This is a genomic window from Ensifer sp. (assembly GCF_031989085.1).
GTDB lineage: Bacteria > Pseudomonadota > Alphaproteobacteria > Rhizobiales > Rhizobiaceae > Ensifer.
This window is the reverse complement of record NZ_DALZXU010000001.1, coordinates 1,517,321-1,535,906: the sequence shown is the minus strand read 5'-3', so window position 1 is coordinate 1,535,906 and position 18,586 is coordinate 1,517,321. Positions and strand designations below refer to the sequence as shown.

The 18,586-nt window shown below is 62.5% G+C and carries 19 protein-coding genes; 2 read left to right on the top strand and 17 right to left on the bottom strand.

Annotated elements, in window-relative coordinates; all coding sequences use genetic code 11:
• Positions 1 to 117: 117 nt before the first annotated feature.
• The 3 genes from ntrC to dusB are packed head-to-tail and all read right to left on the bottom strand — an operon-like array spanning position 118 to position 3,751.
• Positions 118 to 1,572 (bottom strand): nitrogen regulation protein NR(I), encoded by a 1,455-nt coding sequence (gene ntrC / locus RTP54_RS07525; protein WP_112809813.1) that lies wholly within the window; start codon positions 1,570 to 1,572, stop codon positions 118 to 120.
• The gene (locus RTP54_RS07520; protein WP_312361767.1) at positions 1,569 to 2,726 is read right to left on the bottom strand and encodes a nitrogen regulation protein NR(II); all 1,158 of its coding nucleotides are present in this window, start codon (positions 2,724 to 2,726) and stop codon (positions 1,569 to 1,571) included. Before RTP54_RS07520 ends, ntrC begins: the two co-directional genes overlap by 4 nt.
• Positions 2,723 to 3,751, bottom strand: coding sequence for a tRNA dihydrouridine synthase DusB (gene dusB, locus RTP54_RS07515; protein ID WP_312361765.1), 1,029 nt, complete (start codon positions 3,749 to 3,751; stop codon positions 2,723 to 2,725). Before dusB ends, RTP54_RS07520 begins: the two co-directional genes overlap by 4 nt.
• 149 nt (positions 3,752 to 3,900) lie before the next feature.
• Here dusB and RTP54_RS07510 point away from each other — a divergent pair, with 149 nt between their 5' ends.
• Both RTP54_RS07510 and RTP54_RS07505 read left to right on the top strand, forming a co-directional pair.
• Entirely contained in the window at positions 3,901 to 5,121 is a 1,221-nt protein-coding gene (locus RTP54_RS07510; protein WP_312361763.1) for a bifunctional 2-C-methyl-D-erythritol 4-phosphate cytidylyltransferase/2-C-methyl-D-erythritol 2,4-cyclodiphosphate synthase, read from the top strand.
• Positions 5,111 to 5,608, top strand: coding sequence for a CinA family protein (locus RTP54_RS07505; protein ID WP_112809817.1), 498 nt, complete (start codon positions 5,111 to 5,113; stop codon positions 5,606 to 5,608). The genes RTP54_RS07510 and RTP54_RS07505 overlap by 11 nt, the downstream gene beginning before the upstream one ends.
• Here RTP54_RS07505 and RTP54_RS07500 read toward each other — a convergent pair.
• The 14 genes from RTP54_RS07500 to RTP54_RS07435 all read right to left on the bottom strand — a co-directional run bounded on the left by RTP54_RS07500 (position 5,596) and on the right by RTP54_RS07435 (position 18,468).
• Entirely contained in the window at positions 5,596 to 6,045 is a 450-nt protein-coding gene (locus RTP54_RS07500) for a type II toxin-antitoxin system RatA family toxin (protein ID WP_112809818.1), read from the bottom strand. The two genes, RTP54_RS07505 and RTP54_RS07500, sit on opposite strands and share 13 nt — an antisense overlap.
• Positions 6,046 to 6,054: 9 nt before the next feature.
• Entirely contained in the window at positions 6,055 to 6,645 is a 591-nt protein-coding gene (locus RTP54_RS07495) for an AAA family ATPase (RefSeq protein WP_112809819.1), read from the bottom strand.
• An 89-nt stretch (positions 6,646 to 6,734) separates the two neighbouring features.
• Positions 6,735 to 7,706, bottom strand: coding sequence for a lipoyl synthase (lipA, locus tag RTP54_RS07490; protein ID WP_112809820.1), 972 nt, complete (start codon positions 7,704 to 7,706; stop codon positions 6,735 to 6,737).
• Between the two features lie 135 nt (positions 7,707 to 7,841).
• On the bottom strand, positions 7,842 to 8,093 hold the full coding sequence (locus RTP54_RS07485; protein ID WP_112809821.1) for a GlsB/YeaQ/YmgE family stress response membrane protein: 252 nt from the start codon (positions 8,091 to 8,093) through the stop codon (positions 7,842 to 7,844).
• Positions 8,094 to 8,167: 74 nt separating this feature from the next.
• Entirely contained in the window at positions 8,168 to 9,613 is a 1,446-nt protein-coding gene (gene lpdA / locus RTP54_RS07480; protein WP_312361761.1) for a dihydrolipoyl dehydrogenase, read from the bottom strand.
• An 18-nt stretch (positions 9,614 to 9,631) separates the two neighbouring features.
• Complete coding sequence (locus RTP54_RS07475) at positions 9,632 to 10,213, bottom strand: GNAT family N-acetyltransferase (RefSeq protein WP_312361760.1); 582 nt, start codon at positions 10,211 to 10,213, stop codon at positions 9,632 to 9,634.
• A gap of 1 nt (position 10,214) precedes the next feature.
• A complete protein-coding gene (locus RTP54_RS07470) occupies positions 10,215 to 10,856 on the bottom strand; it encodes an SGNH/GDSL hydrolase family protein (protein WP_112809824.1) in 642 nt (213 codons plus the stop codon).
• Between the two features lie 67 nt (positions 10,857 to 10,923).
• Positions 10,924 to 12,279: a pyruvate dehydrogenase complex dihydrolipoamide acetyltransferase gene (locus RTP54_RS07465; protein WP_312361757.1), complete on the bottom strand. Its 1,356-nt coding sequence runs from the start codon at positions 12,277 to 12,279 to the stop codon at positions 10,924 to 10,926.
• Between the two features lie 15 nt (positions 12,280 to 12,294).
• Complete coding sequence (locus RTP54_RS07460) at positions 12,295 to 13,668, bottom strand: pyruvate dehydrogenase complex E1 component subunit beta (protein WP_312361755.1); 1,374 nt, start codon at positions 13,666 to 13,668, stop codon at positions 12,295 to 12,297.
• Between the two features lie 17 nt (positions 13,669 to 13,685).
• On the bottom strand, positions 13,686 to 14,732 hold the full coding sequence (gene pdhA, locus RTP54_RS07455) for a pyruvate dehydrogenase (acetyl-transferring) E1 component subunit alpha (protein ID WP_112809827.1): 1,047 nt from the start codon (positions 14,730 to 14,732) through the stop codon (positions 13,686 to 13,688).
• A 136-nt stretch (positions 14,733 to 14,868) separates the two neighbouring features.
• Positions 14,869 to 15,189 (bottom strand): FtsB family cell division protein, encoded by a 321-nt coding sequence (locus RTP54_RS07450; RefSeq protein ID WP_112809828.1) that lies wholly within the window; start codon positions 15,187 to 15,189, stop codon positions 14,869 to 14,871.
• A gap of 142 nt (positions 15,190 to 15,331) precedes the next feature.
• Entirely contained in the window at positions 15,332 to 16,606 is a 1,275-nt protein-coding gene (gene eno, locus RTP54_RS07445) for a phosphopyruvate hydratase (protein WP_112809829.1), read from the bottom strand.
• Positions 16,607 to 16,735: 129 nt separating this feature from the next.
• Positions 16,736 to 17,578, bottom strand: coding sequence for a 3-deoxy-8-phosphooctulonate synthase (kdsA, locus tag RTP54_RS07440; protein ID WP_162703544.1), 843 nt, complete (start codon positions 17,576 to 17,578; stop codon positions 16,736 to 16,738).
• Positions 17,578 to 18,468, bottom strand: coding sequence for a VOC family protein (locus RTP54_RS07435; protein WP_312361753.1), 891 nt, complete (start codon positions 18,466 to 18,468; stop codon positions 17,578 to 17,580). Before RTP54_RS07435 ends, kdsA begins: the two co-directional genes overlap by 1 nt.
• Positions 18,469 to 18,586: the final 118 nt, after the last annotated feature.

The window sequence follows — 18,586 nt, the reverse complement described above, 5'->3', positions numbered from 1 at the left end:
TGCGCATGCGCCACAGCACCAAGGCAGGGCAAAGCAGCGCAACACCGCTCGATTCGGCGGTCATAACACGTTCAAGCAACGCATTGTGGCGAAAATGCAACGGTGGTGGCGACCAAGTCAAGCCGTGCGTGAGCTGCGATAGACCGAAACGCCGAGCTCGCGGATCTTCTTGCGCAGCGTATTGCGGTTGAGCCCGAGCAGATCGGCGGCCTTGATCTGATTTCCCCGGGTCGCCGTCAGTGCTGCGAGGATCAGCGGATACTCCATCTCGGCCAGCACGCGCTCATAGAGGCCGCTCGGCGGCAGCGCATCGCCGAAGCCGGCAAAGTACTGCCGCATGTTTTCCTCGACGGCCTGGGAGATCGAGAGAGACCCATTGCGGACTTGCGTCTTTTCAATGGGACTGTCGGGGATTTCGGACCGCAGCTCGTTTTCGATGATTTCCCGGGTGATGACATCCTGCGGATAAAGCGCCGTCAGGCGACGCACGAGGTTTTCGAGCTCGCGCACGTTGCCGGGCCAGGGGTGGGCCTTCATCAGCTCCAGCGCTTCCTGGTCGAAACGCTTGACGTCCAGCCCCTCCTTTTCGGCCTGCTGGACGAAATGGCGTACGAGATCCGGAATGTCTTCGGCGCGGTCGCGCAGCGGCGGCAGACGCAGCGGCACCACGTTCAGTCGGTAGTAAAGATCCTCGCGGAAGAGGCCCTGATTGATCGACTGCTTCAGGTCCTTGTTGGTTGCAGCCACGATGCGCACATCGGAGCGGATCGGCGTGCGACCGCCAACTGTCGTGTACTCGCCCTGCTGCAGCACGCGCAGCAACCGCGTCTGCGCGTCCATCGGCATGTCACCGATCTCGTCGAGGAAGAGCGTGCCGCCTTCGGCCTGCTCGAAACGGCCGGTCGAACGGGTCTGCGCGCCGGTGAAAGCGCCCTTCTCATGGCCAAACAGTTCCGATTCGATCAGGTCGCGCGGGATCGCCGCCATGTTGATGGCAACGAAGGGACCGTTGCGGCGCTTGCCGTAGTCGTGCAACGCGCGCGCCACCAGTTCCTTGCCGGTGCCGGATTCACCGGTGATCATCAGCGTCAGGTCGGTCTGCATCAGCCGGGCAAGCACCCGGTAGATCTCCTGCATTGCCGCGGAGCGGCCGACAAGCGGCATGCCATCCTGAGAATCGTCATCGATCTTCGCCGGACGGCGCTTCGGCTCGGCCAGGGCCCGACCGATGATGCCGATCAGCTCGGTCAGATCGAACGGCTTCGGCAGATAGTCGTAGGCGCCCTTCTCCGATGCCTTGATCGCGGTCATGAAGGTGTTCTGCGCGCTCATGACCAGAACCGGCAGGTCCGGGCGCGCCTTCTTGATGCGCGGCAAAAGGTCGAACGCATTCTCGTCGGGCATCACCACGTCAGTGACCACGAGGTCACCGTCGCCGGCGGAAATCCAGCGCCAGAGCGTTGCCGCGTTCGACGTGATGCGAACGTCGTAGCCGGCGCGGCTCAGCGCCTGATTGAGCACGGTGCGAATGGCTGCGTCGTCATCCGCGACGAGGATGGTGGCACCCGTCATGCAATATTTCCTTTTGTCACAGGCATATCGTCTTCATCCGCCGCCTGCCCCTTGGAGGCCGGCATGAGGACGCGGAAAGTCGTGCGGTTCTGCTGGCTGTCGCATTCGACGATGCCGCCGTGACCGCCGATGATCTTGGCAACCAGAGCCAGCCCAAGACCCGAACCGTTGGTCTTGGTGGTAATGAACGGATCGAACAGATGCGGCAGCAGGTCGGAAGGAACGCCCGGACCGTTGTCGTGCACGCAGAATTCGAGCGGCAACGAGATTTTCTCGCGTGTGCCGGCGACCGACAGGCGGATGCCGGGTCTGTAGGCGGTCGTCAGCATGATCTCGCCTTCCGGCCGGTCACCGATCGCTTCCGCTGCATTCTTGATGAGATTGAGAAAGACCTGCACCAGTTGATCGCGGTTGGCAAAGACCGAAGGCAGCGACGGATCGTAATTCTCCGTCATCTTGATCCGGCGTGCGAAACCGGCCCTCGCGATCGCCTTCACGTGATCGAGCACCGAGTGAATGTTGAGCGGAACGCGATCAACCGGCCGCTCGTCGGAAAACACTTCCATCCGGTCGACGAGAGAAACGATCCGGTCGGTCTCGTCGCAGATCAGTCGCGTCAGCGCCCGATCCTCATCGTTGGCGGATGTTTCCAGCAACTGTGCCGCGCCGCGAATGCCAGAAAGCGGGTTCTTGATCTCGTGCGCCAGCATGGAGGCAAGACCGGTGACCGAACGTGCAGCCGCGCGATGGGTCAGCTGCCGGTCGATCTTGTCGGCCATCGATCGCTCCTGGAAGACGACAACGACGGAGCCCGGCTCCGACACGACGGGCGCGACATAGAGATCGACGAGCTTGTCGGCGCCGAGCCGAGGCGAACTCAGATCGACACGATACTCGTTGACCGGCGCCTTGCGCTCGCGCACCTGCTCGATCAGCGTCAGAAGCGGGCTGCCGAACGGGATGAAGGCGCTGATGTCGTGGCGCGCCAGATGATTGGCGCTGGCGCCGAAGAAAGATTCGGCTTCCCAGTTGGCAAAGGCGACGAGACCGTTCTGATCGACAAGGATCACAGGGTTCTGGATGGCGTTGAGCACGGCCATCGACAAGCCGCTTGCAGCCGACGTGGCTTCCTGAACATTCGGCTTTTCGGTCATGCGGCGATCCCTTCGCGCGAGATGGTCGCATGCGAACTGCGAATGGCATCCGAGGCGCGCGCGGCGACGGATTTCGGCTCGGTCGAAGTCAGGATCGCGCCCTTCTCCGACCCAGTGAGATCGGGTGCGAAGCGCTCGAGATACCAGCCGACATGCTTGCGCGCATGCCTCAGGCCCGTATCGGCACCGTAGAATTCGAGCATCATCTCGTAGTGCTCCACGAAAATGTCGGCGATCTCCGCCTGATCAGGATGGCGGGCAGCACCGGCGAGAACGCCGACGTGCCAGGGACGGCCCTGCGAGGACCGTCCTGCCATGACAGCATCGGCGCCCGAGCGCCTGAGGATTTCCTGCGCATCCGCGACCGTATCGACGTCGCCGTTGGCGACCAGCGGCACCGTCACAACGTCGCGCACGGCGCGGATCGCGTCCCAATCGGCCTTGCCGGTGTAGAACTGCATGCGGGTGCGGCCATGCACGGTTATCGCCTGGACGCCGGCCTCCTGCGCCCTCCTGGCAATCAGCGGCGCGTTGATCGTGTTCTCGTCCCAGCCGAGCCGCATCTTCAAGGTGACCGGCACATCGACCGCGTTGACGGTCGCCTCGACCAACGACAGGGCGTGGTCGGGATCACGCATCAGGGCGGAGCCGGAGTAGCCGCCCGTCACCTTCTTTGCCGGGCAGCCCATGTTGATGTCGATAATGTCAGCGCCGTTGGCGGCGGCGATCTTGGCCGCCTCGGCCATCCAGTGGGCTTCGCGCCCGGCCAGCTGGACGATGTGTGGCTTGATGCCGGAATTCTTCAGCCTTGCCCAGGATTCCGACGCATTGCCGACCAGCTCGCGGCTGGCGACCATTTCCGTCACGACGAAGCCCGCACCGTAGCGCCAGGCCAGAGTGCGGAATGGCAGGTCGGTAACGCCAGACATCGGGGCGAGCGCAACCCGGTTGCGGATTTCGATATTCCCGATCCGAAGCGGTGATGACAGGGCCGGAGCTGGCAAATGCATATCTTTCAGGCACATGTTGTTCTTGCACTATTTTTAGACATTGTTATTTGGCTTGCCAAGCGATTTCGAAGCCTCGGGCAAATTTCCCTGTTCGGCTGGCAAAGCACGGACCTTCGCGGTACATCACGGCGAAGATTGGCGAAATCCGGGACCACATACAGAAGATGCAGCCTGAAGAACAGCTTTCCTGCGGCATTGTGATCGTCGCAGCAGGGCGCGGCGAACGCGCGGGGCAGTCGGCCGAGGGGCCGAAACAGTACCGCACCATCGGCGACAAGCCCGTTATCGCCCATACGCTTGACACTTTCGCGACATGGCCAGGGGCCGGACCGATCGTCGTCGTGATCCACCCCGATGACGAGGAACTGCTGGAGTCGGCGCGCAAACGATCGCCGGCGCGCGCGCTGATCGTGGTCCACGGCGGCGCAACCCGGCAACAATCGGTCCTGGCAGGCCTCAAAGCCGTAGCTGCAACGGGCTCACGCTACGTGATGATCCATGATGCCGTGCGCCCGTTTGCCGACCACGCGCTGTTGTCGCGCTGCGCTGACGCCCTTGCAAATGGCGCGCGCGCCGTGCTGCCGGCGATTGCGGTGTCCGACACGCTGAAGCGCGCCGATGCCGCCGGCATGGTGAGCCAGACCGTTTCACGCAACCATCTTCACGCGGCACAGACGCCGCAGACTTTCGACCTCAAGACCATCCTTGACGCCCACCGGGCCGCAGCCGGCAGCGGACGGACGGATTTTACCGACGACGCCTCGATCGCCGAATGGGCGGGCATCCCGGTCAAACTCGTTGAAGGCACGGTGGACAACGTCAAGCTTACACTGAAAAGGGACATCGCCATGGCCGACGAAAAACTCAAGCGCCACCTCATTCCGGATGTGCGCACCGGCAACGGCTATGATGTGCACCAACTGGTCGAAGGCGATGGCGTGACGCTTTGCGGCATCCTGATCCCGCATACCAAAAAGCTCTCCGGCCATTCGGACGCCGATGTCGCCCTGCATGCGCTTACCGACGCGCTGCTTGCCACCTGTGGCGCCGGCGATATCGGCGACCATTTTCCGCCATCCGATCCGCAGTGGAAGGGGGCGCCATCGCGCATCTTCCTCGAACATGCGGCCAATATCGTTCGTCAACGCGGTGGTACGATCACCAATGCCGACGTCTCGCTAATTGCCGAAGCGCCGAAGGTGGGGCCACACCGCCAGGCCATGCGCGAAAACCTCGCCGACATGCTCGGCATCGATCTCGACCGCTGCTCGGTCAAGGCGACGACGAACGAAAGGCTCGGCTTTGTCGGTCGCGATGAAGGCATCGCCGCCATCGCAACGGCAACCGTTGTCTATATGCCGAAGGACACAGACCATGTGGCCTGACGATATCCGGGCCGCGGCGGCGAGGATCATTGCCGATTTCAGCGCGCGCGGCCTCAAGGTGGCAACGGCCGAATCCTGCACCGGCGGGCTGATTGCCGGTGCGTTGACGGAAATTGCCGGATCGTCGGCGGTCGTCGACCGCGGTTTCGTCACCTATTCCAACGACGCCAAGGTGCAGATGCTCGGCGTCGACCCGGCAACGCTTGCCGCGCATGGCGCCGTCTCAAGGCAGACGGCGATCGAAATGGCACGGGGCGCGGTATCGCGCTCAGAGGCCAATTTTGCCGTCGCCGTCACCGGTGTTGCCGGACCGGGCGGCGGATCCGCGGAAAAGCCTGTTGGACTGGTGCATCTTTCGGCTACGGGCCGCAACGGCGCCGCCCTCCACCGGGAGATGCGCTACGGCGATATCGGCCGCGATGAAGTGCGGCTGGCCACCATCCGGACGGCGCTGGAGATGCTGAGCGAAGTCGCTCAGACGGCGTAGATCTTGTCGGCCCGCTTTTCGAACGCGTCGGAAAACATGCGGAAGGCGCGGTCGAACATCGACCCCATCAGGGCCCCGAGGATGCGGCTCTTGAACTCGTAGTCGATGAAGAAATGCACCGACGATTGCCCCTCGCCCGCCGGCTCGAAACGCCAGCGATTGTCGAGATATTTGAACGGGCCGTCGATGTATTTGACCTCGATCACGCGCTCGGCCCTGTTGAGCAGCACCTGCGTCGTAAAGGTCTCGCGGATCGCCTTGTAGCCGACGGTCATGTCGGCGAGCAGCAGAACCTTGCCGTCCCTTTCCTTGCGCGAGCGCACGGCGAGCGCCTCGCAAAGCGGCAGGAACTGCGGATACTGTTCGACATCGGCGACGAGATCGAACATCTGATCGGCCGTGTGCTTGACGATGTGGTTTGTTTCGAATTGCGGCATAGAGGGGAGTTAAGCGGGCAGACCGAGAAGATCAAGAAGCTGCGACATCTGGCGCCGCGATTTCAACTGTAGAACCGGCACCTCAGGGCCATGCTCGGCGAGACCAGCGACGATACGCGGAGAGAAATTCTGCTCGAATGTCCAGATGAACTCGAGAAACTCCCGATCGACCTTCTCGATACAGCCCGGCGCCATCTCTGGGCGGGTGCGGCCGAAATACTTCAGCCAGCGGGTGAGAACGCCCCATACGCACAGAAGCCGCGGCATCCGCACCCAGATCACCACATCGCTTCTCGGCACGCGCAGATCGAAGGTAGACGGACCGGTCCCGTCCATGACCCAGCGATCGGCGGCAATCCTCTCGGCGATGCGCTGGCGTTGCTCGGCCCGATCGCGCTGACGCCAGCCGGGCAGCCACAGGATATCGCGATCGATCGAGATGTAGGTCAGGTCGAAATGCCGCGCGAGCTTCTGCGAAAGCGTCGACTTACCGCCACCCGAACATCCGACGACGAGAATGCGTCGCGCGTTGCGTATGTGATCTACGCCGGCGGCATCGTCGACATAATTCACGACAGCGGGTTTTGACGACTGATCCATGGGTGAACCCGGCCGATACGGGAAGAACGATAAAAAGAAACTCCGGCGCCAAGGCCGGAGTTCCTGTTGTTTCGAAATGTCCTGACGCCCTACCCGGCCGCAGCTGCGAGCTTCTTTTCGCGCGCTGCACGCAGGCGGGCAAAGTCGTCGCCGGCATGGTGCGAAGAGCGGGTCAACGGGCTCGAAGCCACCATCAGGAAGCCCTTGGTATAGGCGACCGTCTCGTAGGACTTGAATTCCTCAGGCGTCACGAACTTCTCGACCTTGTGGTGCTTGCGGGTCGGCTGCAGGTACTGGCCGATGGTTATGAAGTCGACGTCCGCGGTCCTCAGGTCGTCCATCAGCTGCAGCACTTCGTTGCGCTCCTCGCCGAGGCCGACCATGATGCCGGACTTGGTGAACATCGTCGGGTCCAGTTCCTTCACCCGCTGCAGCAGGCGGATGGAGTGGAAGTAGCGCGCACCCGGACGAACGGTCAGATAGTTGCCCGGAACGGTTTCCATGTTGTGGTTGAAGACGTCGGGCTTGGCGGCGACCACGCGCTCCAATGCGCCAGGCTTCTTCAGGAAGTCCGGCGTCAGGATTTCGATGGTGGTCTGCGGCGAAGCGGCGCGGATCGCCCAGATCACCTTCTCGAAATGTTCGGCGCCACCATCCGGCAGATCGTCGCGGTCGACGGAGGTGATGACGACGTGAGAAAGGCCCATCTGCTTGACGGCCTTGGCGACGTTCTCGGGCTCCGCCATGTCGAGCGCATTCGGCTTGCCTGTCGAGACATTGCAGAAGGCGCAGGCGCGGGTACAGATTTCGCCCATGATCATGAAGGTGGCGTGCTTCTTGTCCCAGCACTCGCCGATGTTGGGGCAGCCGGCTTCTTCACAGACCGTAACCAGCTTGTGCGAGCGCACCAGCTCGCGCGTTTCCTGGTAGCCCTTCGAGGTCGGCGCCTTGACGCGGATCCACTCCGGCTTGCGCAGCATTTCGGTATCGGGCTTGTGGGCCTTTTCCGGGTGGCGGACGCGTTGCGCCCGTTCAGAGACGGCATCGAACACCGTTACCATACTGTCTTCCTCGTCGCGGCGGGCCCGGCGTCGTGCCGGCAGGCCCATTTTCGATCTATATAGATGGCCCGACGGCAAATGTCAGGTCACCTTTTTGCTCGACGGCCAGACCGCTCGCACGGGAAGCGTCTGGCGCTATCGCTTGACAGCGCGGCCGGCGGCAATCAGCAGGCAGGCGCCGATGAAGCCGATGACCAGATAGGCGAGCCAGCCGGCAAAGGCCATGCCGAAGGCTGCCAGAATGAAATTCAGCACCACCGCACCGATGATGCCGAGCGCTATGTTCATGAACAGACCCATATCGCTGTTCATGAACCTCTCCGCGAGCCATCCGGCCAACCCGCCGATGATGATCGCAGCCAGAATGCCGACGCCGTTCAAGCTCATGGTAATCTCCGTTCATTGAGGACAAGTCCTCAATGCCGGATCGCGCCAAAAAGTTCCGGCGTCAGCCTTTTGGATTAGGCGTTCAGCGCACGTCCATAGGCGTCAAGCACGCTTTCCTTCATCGTCTCCGAGATCGTCGGGTGCGGGAAGATCGTGTGCATCAGGTCTTCTTCGGTCGTCTCCAGGTTCATGGCAACGACGAAGCCCTGGATCAGTTCGGTGACCTCAGCGCCAACCATGTGCGCGCCGAGCAGTTCGCCGGTCTTCTTGTCGAAGATCGTCTTGACCAAACCCTGGTCTTCGCCAAGCGCGATCGCCTTGCCGTTGGCAACGAAGGGGAAGCGACCGACGCGGATCTCGCGACCTTCGGCCTTCGCCTTGGCTTCCGTCAGACCAACGGAGGCGACCTGCGGGTGGCAATAGGTGCAGCCCGGGATCTTCAGCTTGTCCATGGGGTGCACGTTCGGCAGACCCGCGATCTTCTCGACGCAGATGACGGCCTCATGCTCGGCCTTGTGGGCAAGCATCGGCGGGCCGGCGACATCGCCGATCGCATAGACGCCGGCCACATTGGTCTTGCCGTAGCCGTCGATGACGATGCAGCCGCGGTCGGTCTTGATCCCAAGCGTCTCGAGTCCGAGATTCTCGATATTGCCCTGGACGCCGACGGCCGAGATCATGCGGTCGGCAGTGATCTTCTCGATCTTGCCGTCCTTCATCTCGACATGGGCGGTGATCGAGTTCGCGCCCTTCTCCACCTTGGTCACCTTGGCTTCCAGATGGATCTTCATGCCCTGCTTTTCGAACTGCTTCTTGGCAATGTTCGAGATCTCGGCATCTTCTACCGGCATTACGTTCGGCATGACTTCGACAACGGTCACATCAACGCCCATGGTGCGGTAGAACGAAGCGAATTCGATGCCGATCGCACCAGAGCCCATGACCAGCAGCGACTTCGGCATCTCTTCGGGCTTCATCGCCTCGAAATAGGTCCAGATCAGCTTGCCATCGGGTTCGATGCCGGGCAGTGCGCGCGGACGAGCGCCAGTGGCGATGATGATGTGCTTGGCGGTGTAGGTGCCCTCGCCCTTGGTGTTCTTCGGCAGCGGCGCCTGCGGCTGAACGGCCGGCTTGGTCGACTTGCCGACCACGATCTCGCCGGGCTTCGTCAGCTTGGCTTCGCCCCAGATGACGTCGACCTTGTTCTTCTTCATCAGGAAGCCGACGCCGCCGTTCATGCGCTCGGCGATACCGCGCGAGCGGGCGACGATCGCCTTCAGGTCGGGCGTTACAGCCCCCTCGATCTTGATGCCGTAGCTGGCCGGATGCTGGGCATAATGCAGCACTTCGGCCGAGCGCAGCAGCGCCTTGGTCGGGATGCAGCCCCAGTTGGAGCAGATACCGGCCAGGTGCTCGCGCTCGACGACCGCGGCCTTGAGACCCAGCTGCGCCGCACGAATGGCGGCGATGTAGCCTCCCGGACCCGAACCGATGACGATGACGTCGTAATTCTCAGCCATGTGTTTCCTGCCTTTGTCTCAAGCGACCTTGCGGGTGAAGAGCACCCAGTCGTGTTTTCTGCTGCCTTCGAAGAGCGGCACTGCCTCAGCCCGAGCCGCCTCCTCGAAGCCGTTTTCCATGTAAAGCGCCTGCGCCCTGTCATTGTGGCTTTCGGTGATCAGGCTCACCGGCGCCGAGCCGGCGCGTTCAATTTCATGCTCAAGCAGTCTGCGCCCGATGCCGTGGCCCCGTCGGTGACGATAGACGCCGAGGCTATCTATGAACCAATGACCGACCACTTGCCGCTGCAGGGCGAGCAACGGCTCGATCACGGCATGCTTGGCTTCGGCTGCTACCGCCGATGCCTCAATGCCATATGCAATCGACACGCCGGCAATTTCGTCCTCGATATCGGCAACAACAGCATCTCGCCAGTTTCCCGGCCCGACGTCCTCGCGCAGCTTGTTGCGCCCACGCTCGAACGCCGTATCGGTGGCACCCCCGAGGACCGCGCCATACCAGAGCCAGGCGGCAAACCCCTGCGAGGCGATATCGACGAGAACCGCGAGTTCCGCGGCCTCTCTTCGCTCTGCCGGCCTGATCGTGACGCTGTCGGCCATCTCAGACACCGAGCATCATTCGCACGACTGGCTCCAGACCTCGGCCGATCGCGCGGGTATTTTCCGCATCCAGATGGACGCCATCGACTGGCGTCGTGACAGCAACCGATCCTGCATCGAAAAAGCCGCAATCGAGCTCATCGGCAAGATCGCGATAGAGCGGCGCCAGGAACCCCGACTGCTCGATGCCACCGGCGAACATTGCACCGAAGGCCGCATTGGCCGTTTCGCAAAGCTGTGGCGGCGATACGATCAGGATCTCAGGCGCCTCCACGTTCTCGACCGGCCAGTCGTGGCGGCGTACCAGATTGACCAGACGCTCGATGCCTTTCACGGCGCCGAAGGCGGTGCCGTGAATGATCGGCTTCATATCGTTGGCGCCGAGAAGCAGAATGACCAGATCAATCGGTGCATGGCTGTGAAGGATGGTCGGCAGCACCTTGGCGCCGTTGCGGTCGCAATCGGCGAGGTGATCGTCATAGGCGGTGGTGCGGCCGTTCAGTCCTTCGGCGATGACCTGAACATGAGCGCCCAGGGCCGTCTGCAGAACGCTTGGCCAGCGATCGGCAAGCACGTGGCGGCCGCCGTCCGTGGCATCGTAGCCCCAGGTCAGACTGTCGCCGTAGCAGAGAACTGTCTTCATCGTCCGGACCCGCCTTCGGCGTTGCGATCAAGGAGCGGACCGGCCCGAAGGCCGGTCCCTGTCCAAGTCAGACCAGCATGCCCATCGGGTTTTCGATGTAGCGCTTGAAGGCACCGAGCAGTTCGGCGCCGAGCGCGCCATCGACGCAGCGATGGTCGGTCGAAAGCGTGACGGTCATCACAGTGGCGATGACCATCTGCTTGTTCTTGACCACGACGCGTTCCTCGCCGGCACCGACCGCCAGGATCGTTGCGTGCGGCGGGTTGACGACGGCGGCGAAGTCCTTGACGCCCATCATGCCCATGTTGGAGACCGCCGTGGTGCCGCCCTGATATTCCTCGGGCTTCAGCTTGCGGTCCTTGGCGCGCTTGCCGAGGTCCTTCATCTCGTTGGAGATGGCAGAGAGGCTCTTCAGCTCCGCCTGGCGCACGATCGGCGTGATCAGGCCGCCCGGGATCGACACGGCAACGCCGACGTCGGCGTGCTTGTGCTTGACCATGTTGCTGTCGGTCCAGGAGACGTTGGCGTCCGGAACGTCGCGCAGGGCAAGCGCCAGGGCCTTGATCACCATGTCGTTGACCGAAAGCTTGTAGACCGGCTTGCCGTCCTTTTCAGGGGATGCGGCATTGAGCTGGGCCCGCAGCGCCAAGAGCGCGTCGAGTTCGCAATCGACCGAGACGTAGAAGTGCGGGATCGTCTGCTTGGATTCGACGAGGCGCTTGGCGATCGTCTTGCGCATGCCGTCATGCGGCACGAGATCGTAGGAGCCCGGCTCGAACAGTTTGAGAACGGCGTCTTCCGACATGCCCTTGGCGAGCGGTGCGGCAGCGGGAGCTGCGGTACCTGCCGTTGCGGGTGTTGCCGCCGGCTTGGCGCCGCCACCGGCTACAGCGGTTTCGACGTCCTTCTTGATCACGCGGCCGTGCGGGCCGGTGCCCGAGATTGCCGAGAGATCGATGCCGGCATCCTTGGCGAGGCGACGGGCGAGCGGCGACGAGAAGACCCGCGCGCCGGTGTCCGCTTTGGCTGCCTGCGGTGCTGCCGGTGCGGCTTGAGCCGCGGCCGGTGTCGGAGTGGTCGCAGCTGCGGGTGCCGCGACGGCCTCTTCTTTCTTTTCGGCTGGCGCCGGGGCTGGTGCGGCTGCACCGTTGCCGCCCTTTGCGGCCGCGGCGACATCTTCGCCATCGGCGGCAAGAACGGCGATCAGTGCGTTGACCTTGACGCCTTCGGTGCCGGCGGGAACGACGAGCTTGGCAACGGTGCCTTCGTCGACGGCCTCGACTTCCATCGTCGCCTTGTCGGTCTCGATCTCGGCGATCACGTCGCCAGACTTGACCTTATCGCCTTCCTTGACCAGCCACTTGGCCAGATTGCCTTCTTCCATCGTCGGGGAGAGGGCAGGCATTGTGATGTTGATAGGCATCGAAGGGCCCTCCCCTTATTTGTAGCAAACGGCTTTCACCGCATCGACGACTTCTGCGACGTTCGGAAGCGCGAGCTTTTCGAGGTTCGCGGCGTAAGGCATCGGCACATCCTTGCCGGCGATCGTCAGGATCGGGGCATCGAGATAGTCGAAGGCCTGCTGCATGACGCGGGTCGCGATTTCGGTGCCGACGGACGACTGCGGATAGCCTTCCTCGACGGTCACGAGGCGACCGGTCTTCTTGACCGATTCGATGACCGTCGGCAGATCCATCGGACGGATGGTGCGAAGGTCGATCAGCTCGACGTCGATGCCCTGCGCTTCCAGCTCGGCAACCGCCTTGACCGCGTAGGTCATGCCGATGCCGAAGGAAACGATGGTCGCGTCCTTGCCGACCTTGTGGATTCGCGCCTTGCCGATCGGCAGCACGAAATCGTCGAGCTTCGGCACTTCGAAGGACTGGCCGTAGAGGATTTCGTTTTCGAGGAAGATGACCGGGTTCGGATCGCGGATCGCCGCCTTCAGCAGGCCCTTGGCGTCGGCTGCCGTGTAGGGCATGACGACCTTGAGGCCCGGAATGTGGCTGTACCAGGCAGCATAGCACTGCGAGTGCTGTGCGGCGACGCGTGCCGCAGCACCACTCGGGCCACGGAACACGATCGGCGCGCCCATCTGGCCACCGGACATGTAGAGCGTCTTGGCGGCAGAGTTGATGATCTGGTCGATCGCCTGCATGGCGAAGTTGAAGGTCATGAACTCGACGATCGGGCGCAGGCCGGTCATGGCAGCGCCGACGCCGACGCCGGCAAAGCCGTGCTCGGTGATCGGCGTATCGATGACGCGACGGGCGCCGAATTCCTGCAGAAGCCCCTGCGTGATCTTGTAGGCGCCCTGATATTCGGCGACTTCCTCGCCCATGACGAAGACGTCGTCGCTGGCGCGCATTTCCTCGGCCATGGCGTCGCGCAGCGCTTCGCGCACGGTCATCGTCACCATCTCGGTGCCGGCCGGGATGGCCGGATCGGCAGCGACCTCGACCTTCGGCTGGGCGGCGACCGGTGCCGGCGCAGAAGAGGCGGCGGCCGGCGCTTCTGCTGCAGCCTTCGGCGCTTCGGCCTTCGGTGCAGCGATATCGCCAGCGCCTTCGCCGTCCTGCAACAGAACCGCGATCGGCGTATTGACCTTGACGCCCTCGGTGCCGGCCGCGATCAGCAGCTTGCCGATCGTGCCTTCGTCGACGGCTTCCACTTCCATGGTGGCCTTGTCAGTCTCGATCTCGGCAATGACGTCACCGGAGGAGACCTTGTCGCCTTCGTTCTTCAGCCATTTCGAGAGCGTGCCTTCCTCCATCGTCGGGGAAAGAGCGGGCATGAGAATTTCTACTGGCATGTTTGAGCCTCCCCGGATCAAAGCAGGATATCGGTGTAGAGCTCGGATGCATCCGGCTCCGGATCAGCCTGGGCAAAATCGGCGCTGTCGGCGACGATGTCGCGGACGTCCTTGTCGATCAGCTTCAGCTCGTCCTCGCTCGCCCAGCCATTCTCGGTCAGACGCGCCTTCACCTGCTCGATCGGATCGTGTTCCGACCGCATCTTCTGCACTTCGTCCTTGGAGCGATACTTCGCCGGGTCGGACATCGAGTGACCGCGGTAGCGATAGGTCTGCATTTCCAGGATGATCGGGCCCTTGCCGGAACGGCAGTATTCGACCGCCTCGTCGCCGGCCGCCTTGACGGCACGCACGTCCATGGCGTCGACCTGGAAGCCAGGAATGCCGAAGGAAACGCCACGCTTGGAGAAATCGGTCTGTGCCGAAGCGCGGGTGACCGAAGTACCCATTGCGTAGCGGTTGTTCTCGATCACGTAGATCACCGGAAGCTTCCACAGCTGCGCCATGTTGAAGCTTTCGTAGACCTGGCCCTGGTTGGCAGCGCCGTCGCCGAAGTAGGCGACGCTGACATTGTCATTGCCGCGGTAGCGGTTGGCAAAGGCAAGACCGGTGCCAAGCGACACCTGGGCACCAACGATGCCGTGACCGCCGTAGAAGTGCTTTTCCTTGGAGAACATGTGCATCGAACCGCCCTTCCCCTTGGAAAGACCGTTGCGACGCCCCGTGAGTTCGGCCATGACGCCGCGGGCGCTCATGCCGCAGGCCAGCATGTGGCCGTGGTCGCGGTAGGCGGTGATGACCTGGTCGCCTTCTTTCAAAGCCATCTGCATGCCGACGACGACAGCTTCCTGGCCGATATAGAGGTGACAGAAGCCGCCGATGAAGCCCATGCCATAAAGCTGGCCGGCCTTTTCCTCGAAACGCCGGATGAGCAGCATTTCGCGATAGGCCTTCAGTTCGTCTTCTTTGGTGAAGTCGGCGATATTGCCGCCGCTCAGGTCCTTCTTGGCCGGCTTTGCTGCGGTCTTACGGCTGGAGACGGACGCGTTTTTTCGCGGAGCCATTCATTCCTCCCAATGGTTAGCCTTTGAGGGTTACCATAGGGAAAGAAAAGCGCCACAGCAATGCCATATTTGCATGGCTCACATTCCGCGCAAGTATTTGATTTTATTTACAAAATATCAATTAACCGAATTTCGGTTAATTCGTCATGCGGTGGAAAATAACGATTTCGTCGCTTCGCGACATGTTGAGCGCGAGGCGTGCCTTTTCATCCAGCATGTCGCGCTCCAGCGAACCATCGCTCATCAGCTGAACCTCTCTTTCGAGGGTCGTGCGCTGCTTGGTGAGCTCGTCCAGCCGTGCCTGCCGCTCAACGATCTGGCGATCGAATTGTTCCGTCGCCTTCAGGCCGTAGCCGCCATGAACGGAATGATAGCCGAAATAGGAAAGAAAGGCGACCGCGATCAGCGGCAGCACCAGCCGGCCCAGTTTCCGTTTCTTATGATGCCGTGTCCACATCCCGTCACACCCTGATACGCATTACGGAAAAGAGACTAGCGGGCATTGATTAACCGACCGTTGACCATGAATGCTCGGATAAAGCAAAACCCGCCCACGGAGGCCGTGAGCGGGTCAAGATTTCAACGATCGATCGAGGCTATCAGCCGCGCAGGATAGAACGGCCTGCGTACTTGGCCTGCAGACCAAGCTGCTCTTCGATGCGGATCAGCTGGTTGTACTTTGCGAGCCGGTCGGAACGGGCAAGCGAGCCGGTCTTGATCTGGCCGCAGTTGGTGGCAACCGCGAGGTCGGCAATCGTCGCATCCTCGGTCTCGCCCGAACGGTGCGACATGACGGCGGTGTAGCGTGCCTTGTGCGCGGTCTCGACGGCGTCGAGCGTTTCCGACAGCGAGCCGATCTGATTGACCTTGACGAGGATCGAGTTGGCAACGCCCATCTTGATGCCGTCGCGCAGACGCGCCGAGTTGGTGACGAACAGGTCGTCGCCGACCAGCTGGCACTTGTTGCCGATGAGGTCGGTCACGGCCTTCCAGCCGTCCCAATCGTCTTCAGCCATGCCGTCCTCGATCGAGAAGATCGGGTACTTCGCGGCAAGTTCGGCCAGATATTCGGCCATTGCGCCCGGCTCCAGCGTGCGGCCTTCGCCTTCCAGCACGTACTTGCCGTCCTTGAAGAATTCAGTCGCAGCGCAATCGAGCGCGATGAACATGTCTTCGCCCGGCTTGTAGCCGGCCTTCTCGATCGACTTCATGATGAAGTCGAGGGCTGCCGGAGCAGACGCCAGACCCGGCGCGAAGCCGCCTTCGTCGCCGACATTGGTGTTGTGGCCGTCGGCTGCGAGCTGCTTCTTCAGCGTGTGGAACACTTCCGAACCCATGCGGACCGCATCGCGCAGCGTATCGGCGCCGACGGGAACGATCATGAATTCCTGGAAGTCGATCGGGTTGTCGGCGTGGGCGCCGCCGTTGATGATGTTCATCATCGGAACCGGAAGGACGTGTGCGTTCGGGCCGCCGACGTAGCGGTAGAGCGGCAGGCCGGCTGCTTCGGCGGCAGCCTTGGCGACGGCAAGCGACACGCCGAGGATGGCGTTGGCGCCGAGGCGCGACTTGTTGGCCGTACCATCAAGCTCGATCATAGTCTTGTCGATCTGGATCTGGTTTTCGGCATCAAGGCCACCGATCGCTTCGAAGATCTCGCCGTTGACGGCGTCGACGGCGCGCTCGACGCCCTTGCCGAGGTAACGCGTGCCACCATCGCGCAGCTCGACGGCCTCATGCGCACCGGTCGAAGCACCCGACGGTACGGCGGCGCGGCCAAAGCTTCCGTCTTCCAGGTAGACGTCGACCTCGACGGTCGGGTTGCCGCGGCTGTCCAGGATTTCTCGGCCGATGATGTCGATGATTGCAGTCATGATCTCTTCCCTGCTTGAGGACGGTGGTGGGTCGGGCCTGTCATAAGCGAAGGCCCGGGAATATCAATGGCGCGCAAGATGCAAAAACGTTCGCGCCATCAGGGTTCATGAAAATTTCACGAGACTGGCTCAGCCCTTGGCAACGGCATCGAATGCCATCAGCTTTTCGAGCAATCGCGGCATATCCTTCAGATGCACCATGTTGGGACCATCGGAAGGTGCGTTGTCAGGATCTTCGTGGGTTTCGACGAACAGTCCCGCAATGCCGACGGCAACGGCCGCACGCGACAGCGTCTCGACGAACTCGCGCTGGCCGCCTGTAGAACCGCCCTGCCCGCCCGGCTGCTGCACCGAATGCGTCGCGTCGAAAACGACGGGCGCGCCGAGCGAAGCCATGATCGGCAGCGAGCGCATGTCGGACACCAGCGTGTTGTAGCCGAAGGATGCGCCACGCTCGCACAGAAGGATGTTGGGGTTGCCGCTCTCGGTGAACTTGGCGAGCACGTTCTTCATGTCCCAGGGTGCCAGGAACTGGCCCTTCTTGACGTTGATGGTGCGGCCGGTCTTGGCCGCCGCCACCAGGAGGTCTGTCTGTCGCGACAGGAAGGCCGGGATCTGCAGGATATCGACCGTCTCGGCGACGAGGGCGCACTGTTCCTCCGTGTGGACATCGGTCAGGACCGGGAAGCCGAATTCCTTCTTGAGGTCGGCAAAGACCTCCATCGCCGTGTCGAGGCCGATGCCGCGCTTGCCCGATAGCGACGTGCGGTTGGCCTTGTCGAAGGACGACTTGTAGACGAGGCCGATATCGAGCGACTTGCAGAGTTCGGCAAGCGCGCCCGCCATCATGAAGGCGTGCTCGCGACTTTCCATCTGACAGGGGCCGGCGATCAGCGACAGCCGCTCTTTCTGCGAAAAGGCGACCTGGTTGGCGCCGTCACCGACGACTACTCTGGCATTCGTTTCCATCATCAAGCTCCAAAAGCGAAGATCACCCCTTGCCCCGCGATTTCGGGAACAATGAGGCGTCCGCCCATTTCTGAAAATTCGATATCGTTCAGCGCAAAATGCGCACGCGTCACTTCGATGTCAGCGACGCGGAAGACCACGGCCCGGCCACGCAGACCGCGTTCGGCGTTGCGAACCGAGCGGCCGAAGAAGGCTTCCATGCCGGCGGCGCTCAAAACCGAGATCTTCGCATTGGTCGTCTCGATGTCCATGCCGAAGGAGTGCGCCTCGACCTCGCGCTCATCCACGGCCTCTTGCAGAAGGTACTGGAAATCCGTCGGGTTCGTTTCGGACAGCACGACCTCGGCTATGCCGAGCACGCCGTTTGCGTGCCGCTCGAGCGCGCCGCGGTCGGTCGGAAGCGCGCGCACGCGTTGGCAGCTGAACAGGAAGAAATCCGGGGAGCGCAGGTCGGCGGCAAAGGCGAGCCGGAAGGAGCCGAGCCCCTCGCGGCCATCCGGCAACCGCATCGGGCGCGAGAATTCCAGCATGTCGCCGCCGGAAATGCCTCGGGCACGGAACCGCATGTGATCCATGGCAGCGTCTTCAGTGCCGAGCACGATCGCCGACAGCCCTTGCGCCCCCTGGCGGAATCGGAACGCCTGGTCGCGCGCAACAAACGCATTGCCGTCCAGGGCGGCGGCCTCGCATTCCTCACGCGACGCAACCGCCAGCGGCTCGAGATAGGTGTTGTCGGAGAAAAAGACGCAGGCGTTTTCGGTGCCGAAAGGATGGCGGGCATCTTCCGCGACCGTGAAGCCGAGTTCGCCAAGGCGACGGCGGGCCTGAGACAGCGTATCCACCGGCAGCACGAGGTGATCGAGCGGGCGGGTGGTGCGCTTGGAGAGGCTCATGGCGTGTTCCCTGATGGTTCGCCGCTGTTTGCAACTTTTGGCCGGGGAATGCAAGCCAGCTGGCAAGCATGGCGGCAATTGGCCGCCCGGGCCCAGACATCGGTTACAAGCAGGAACC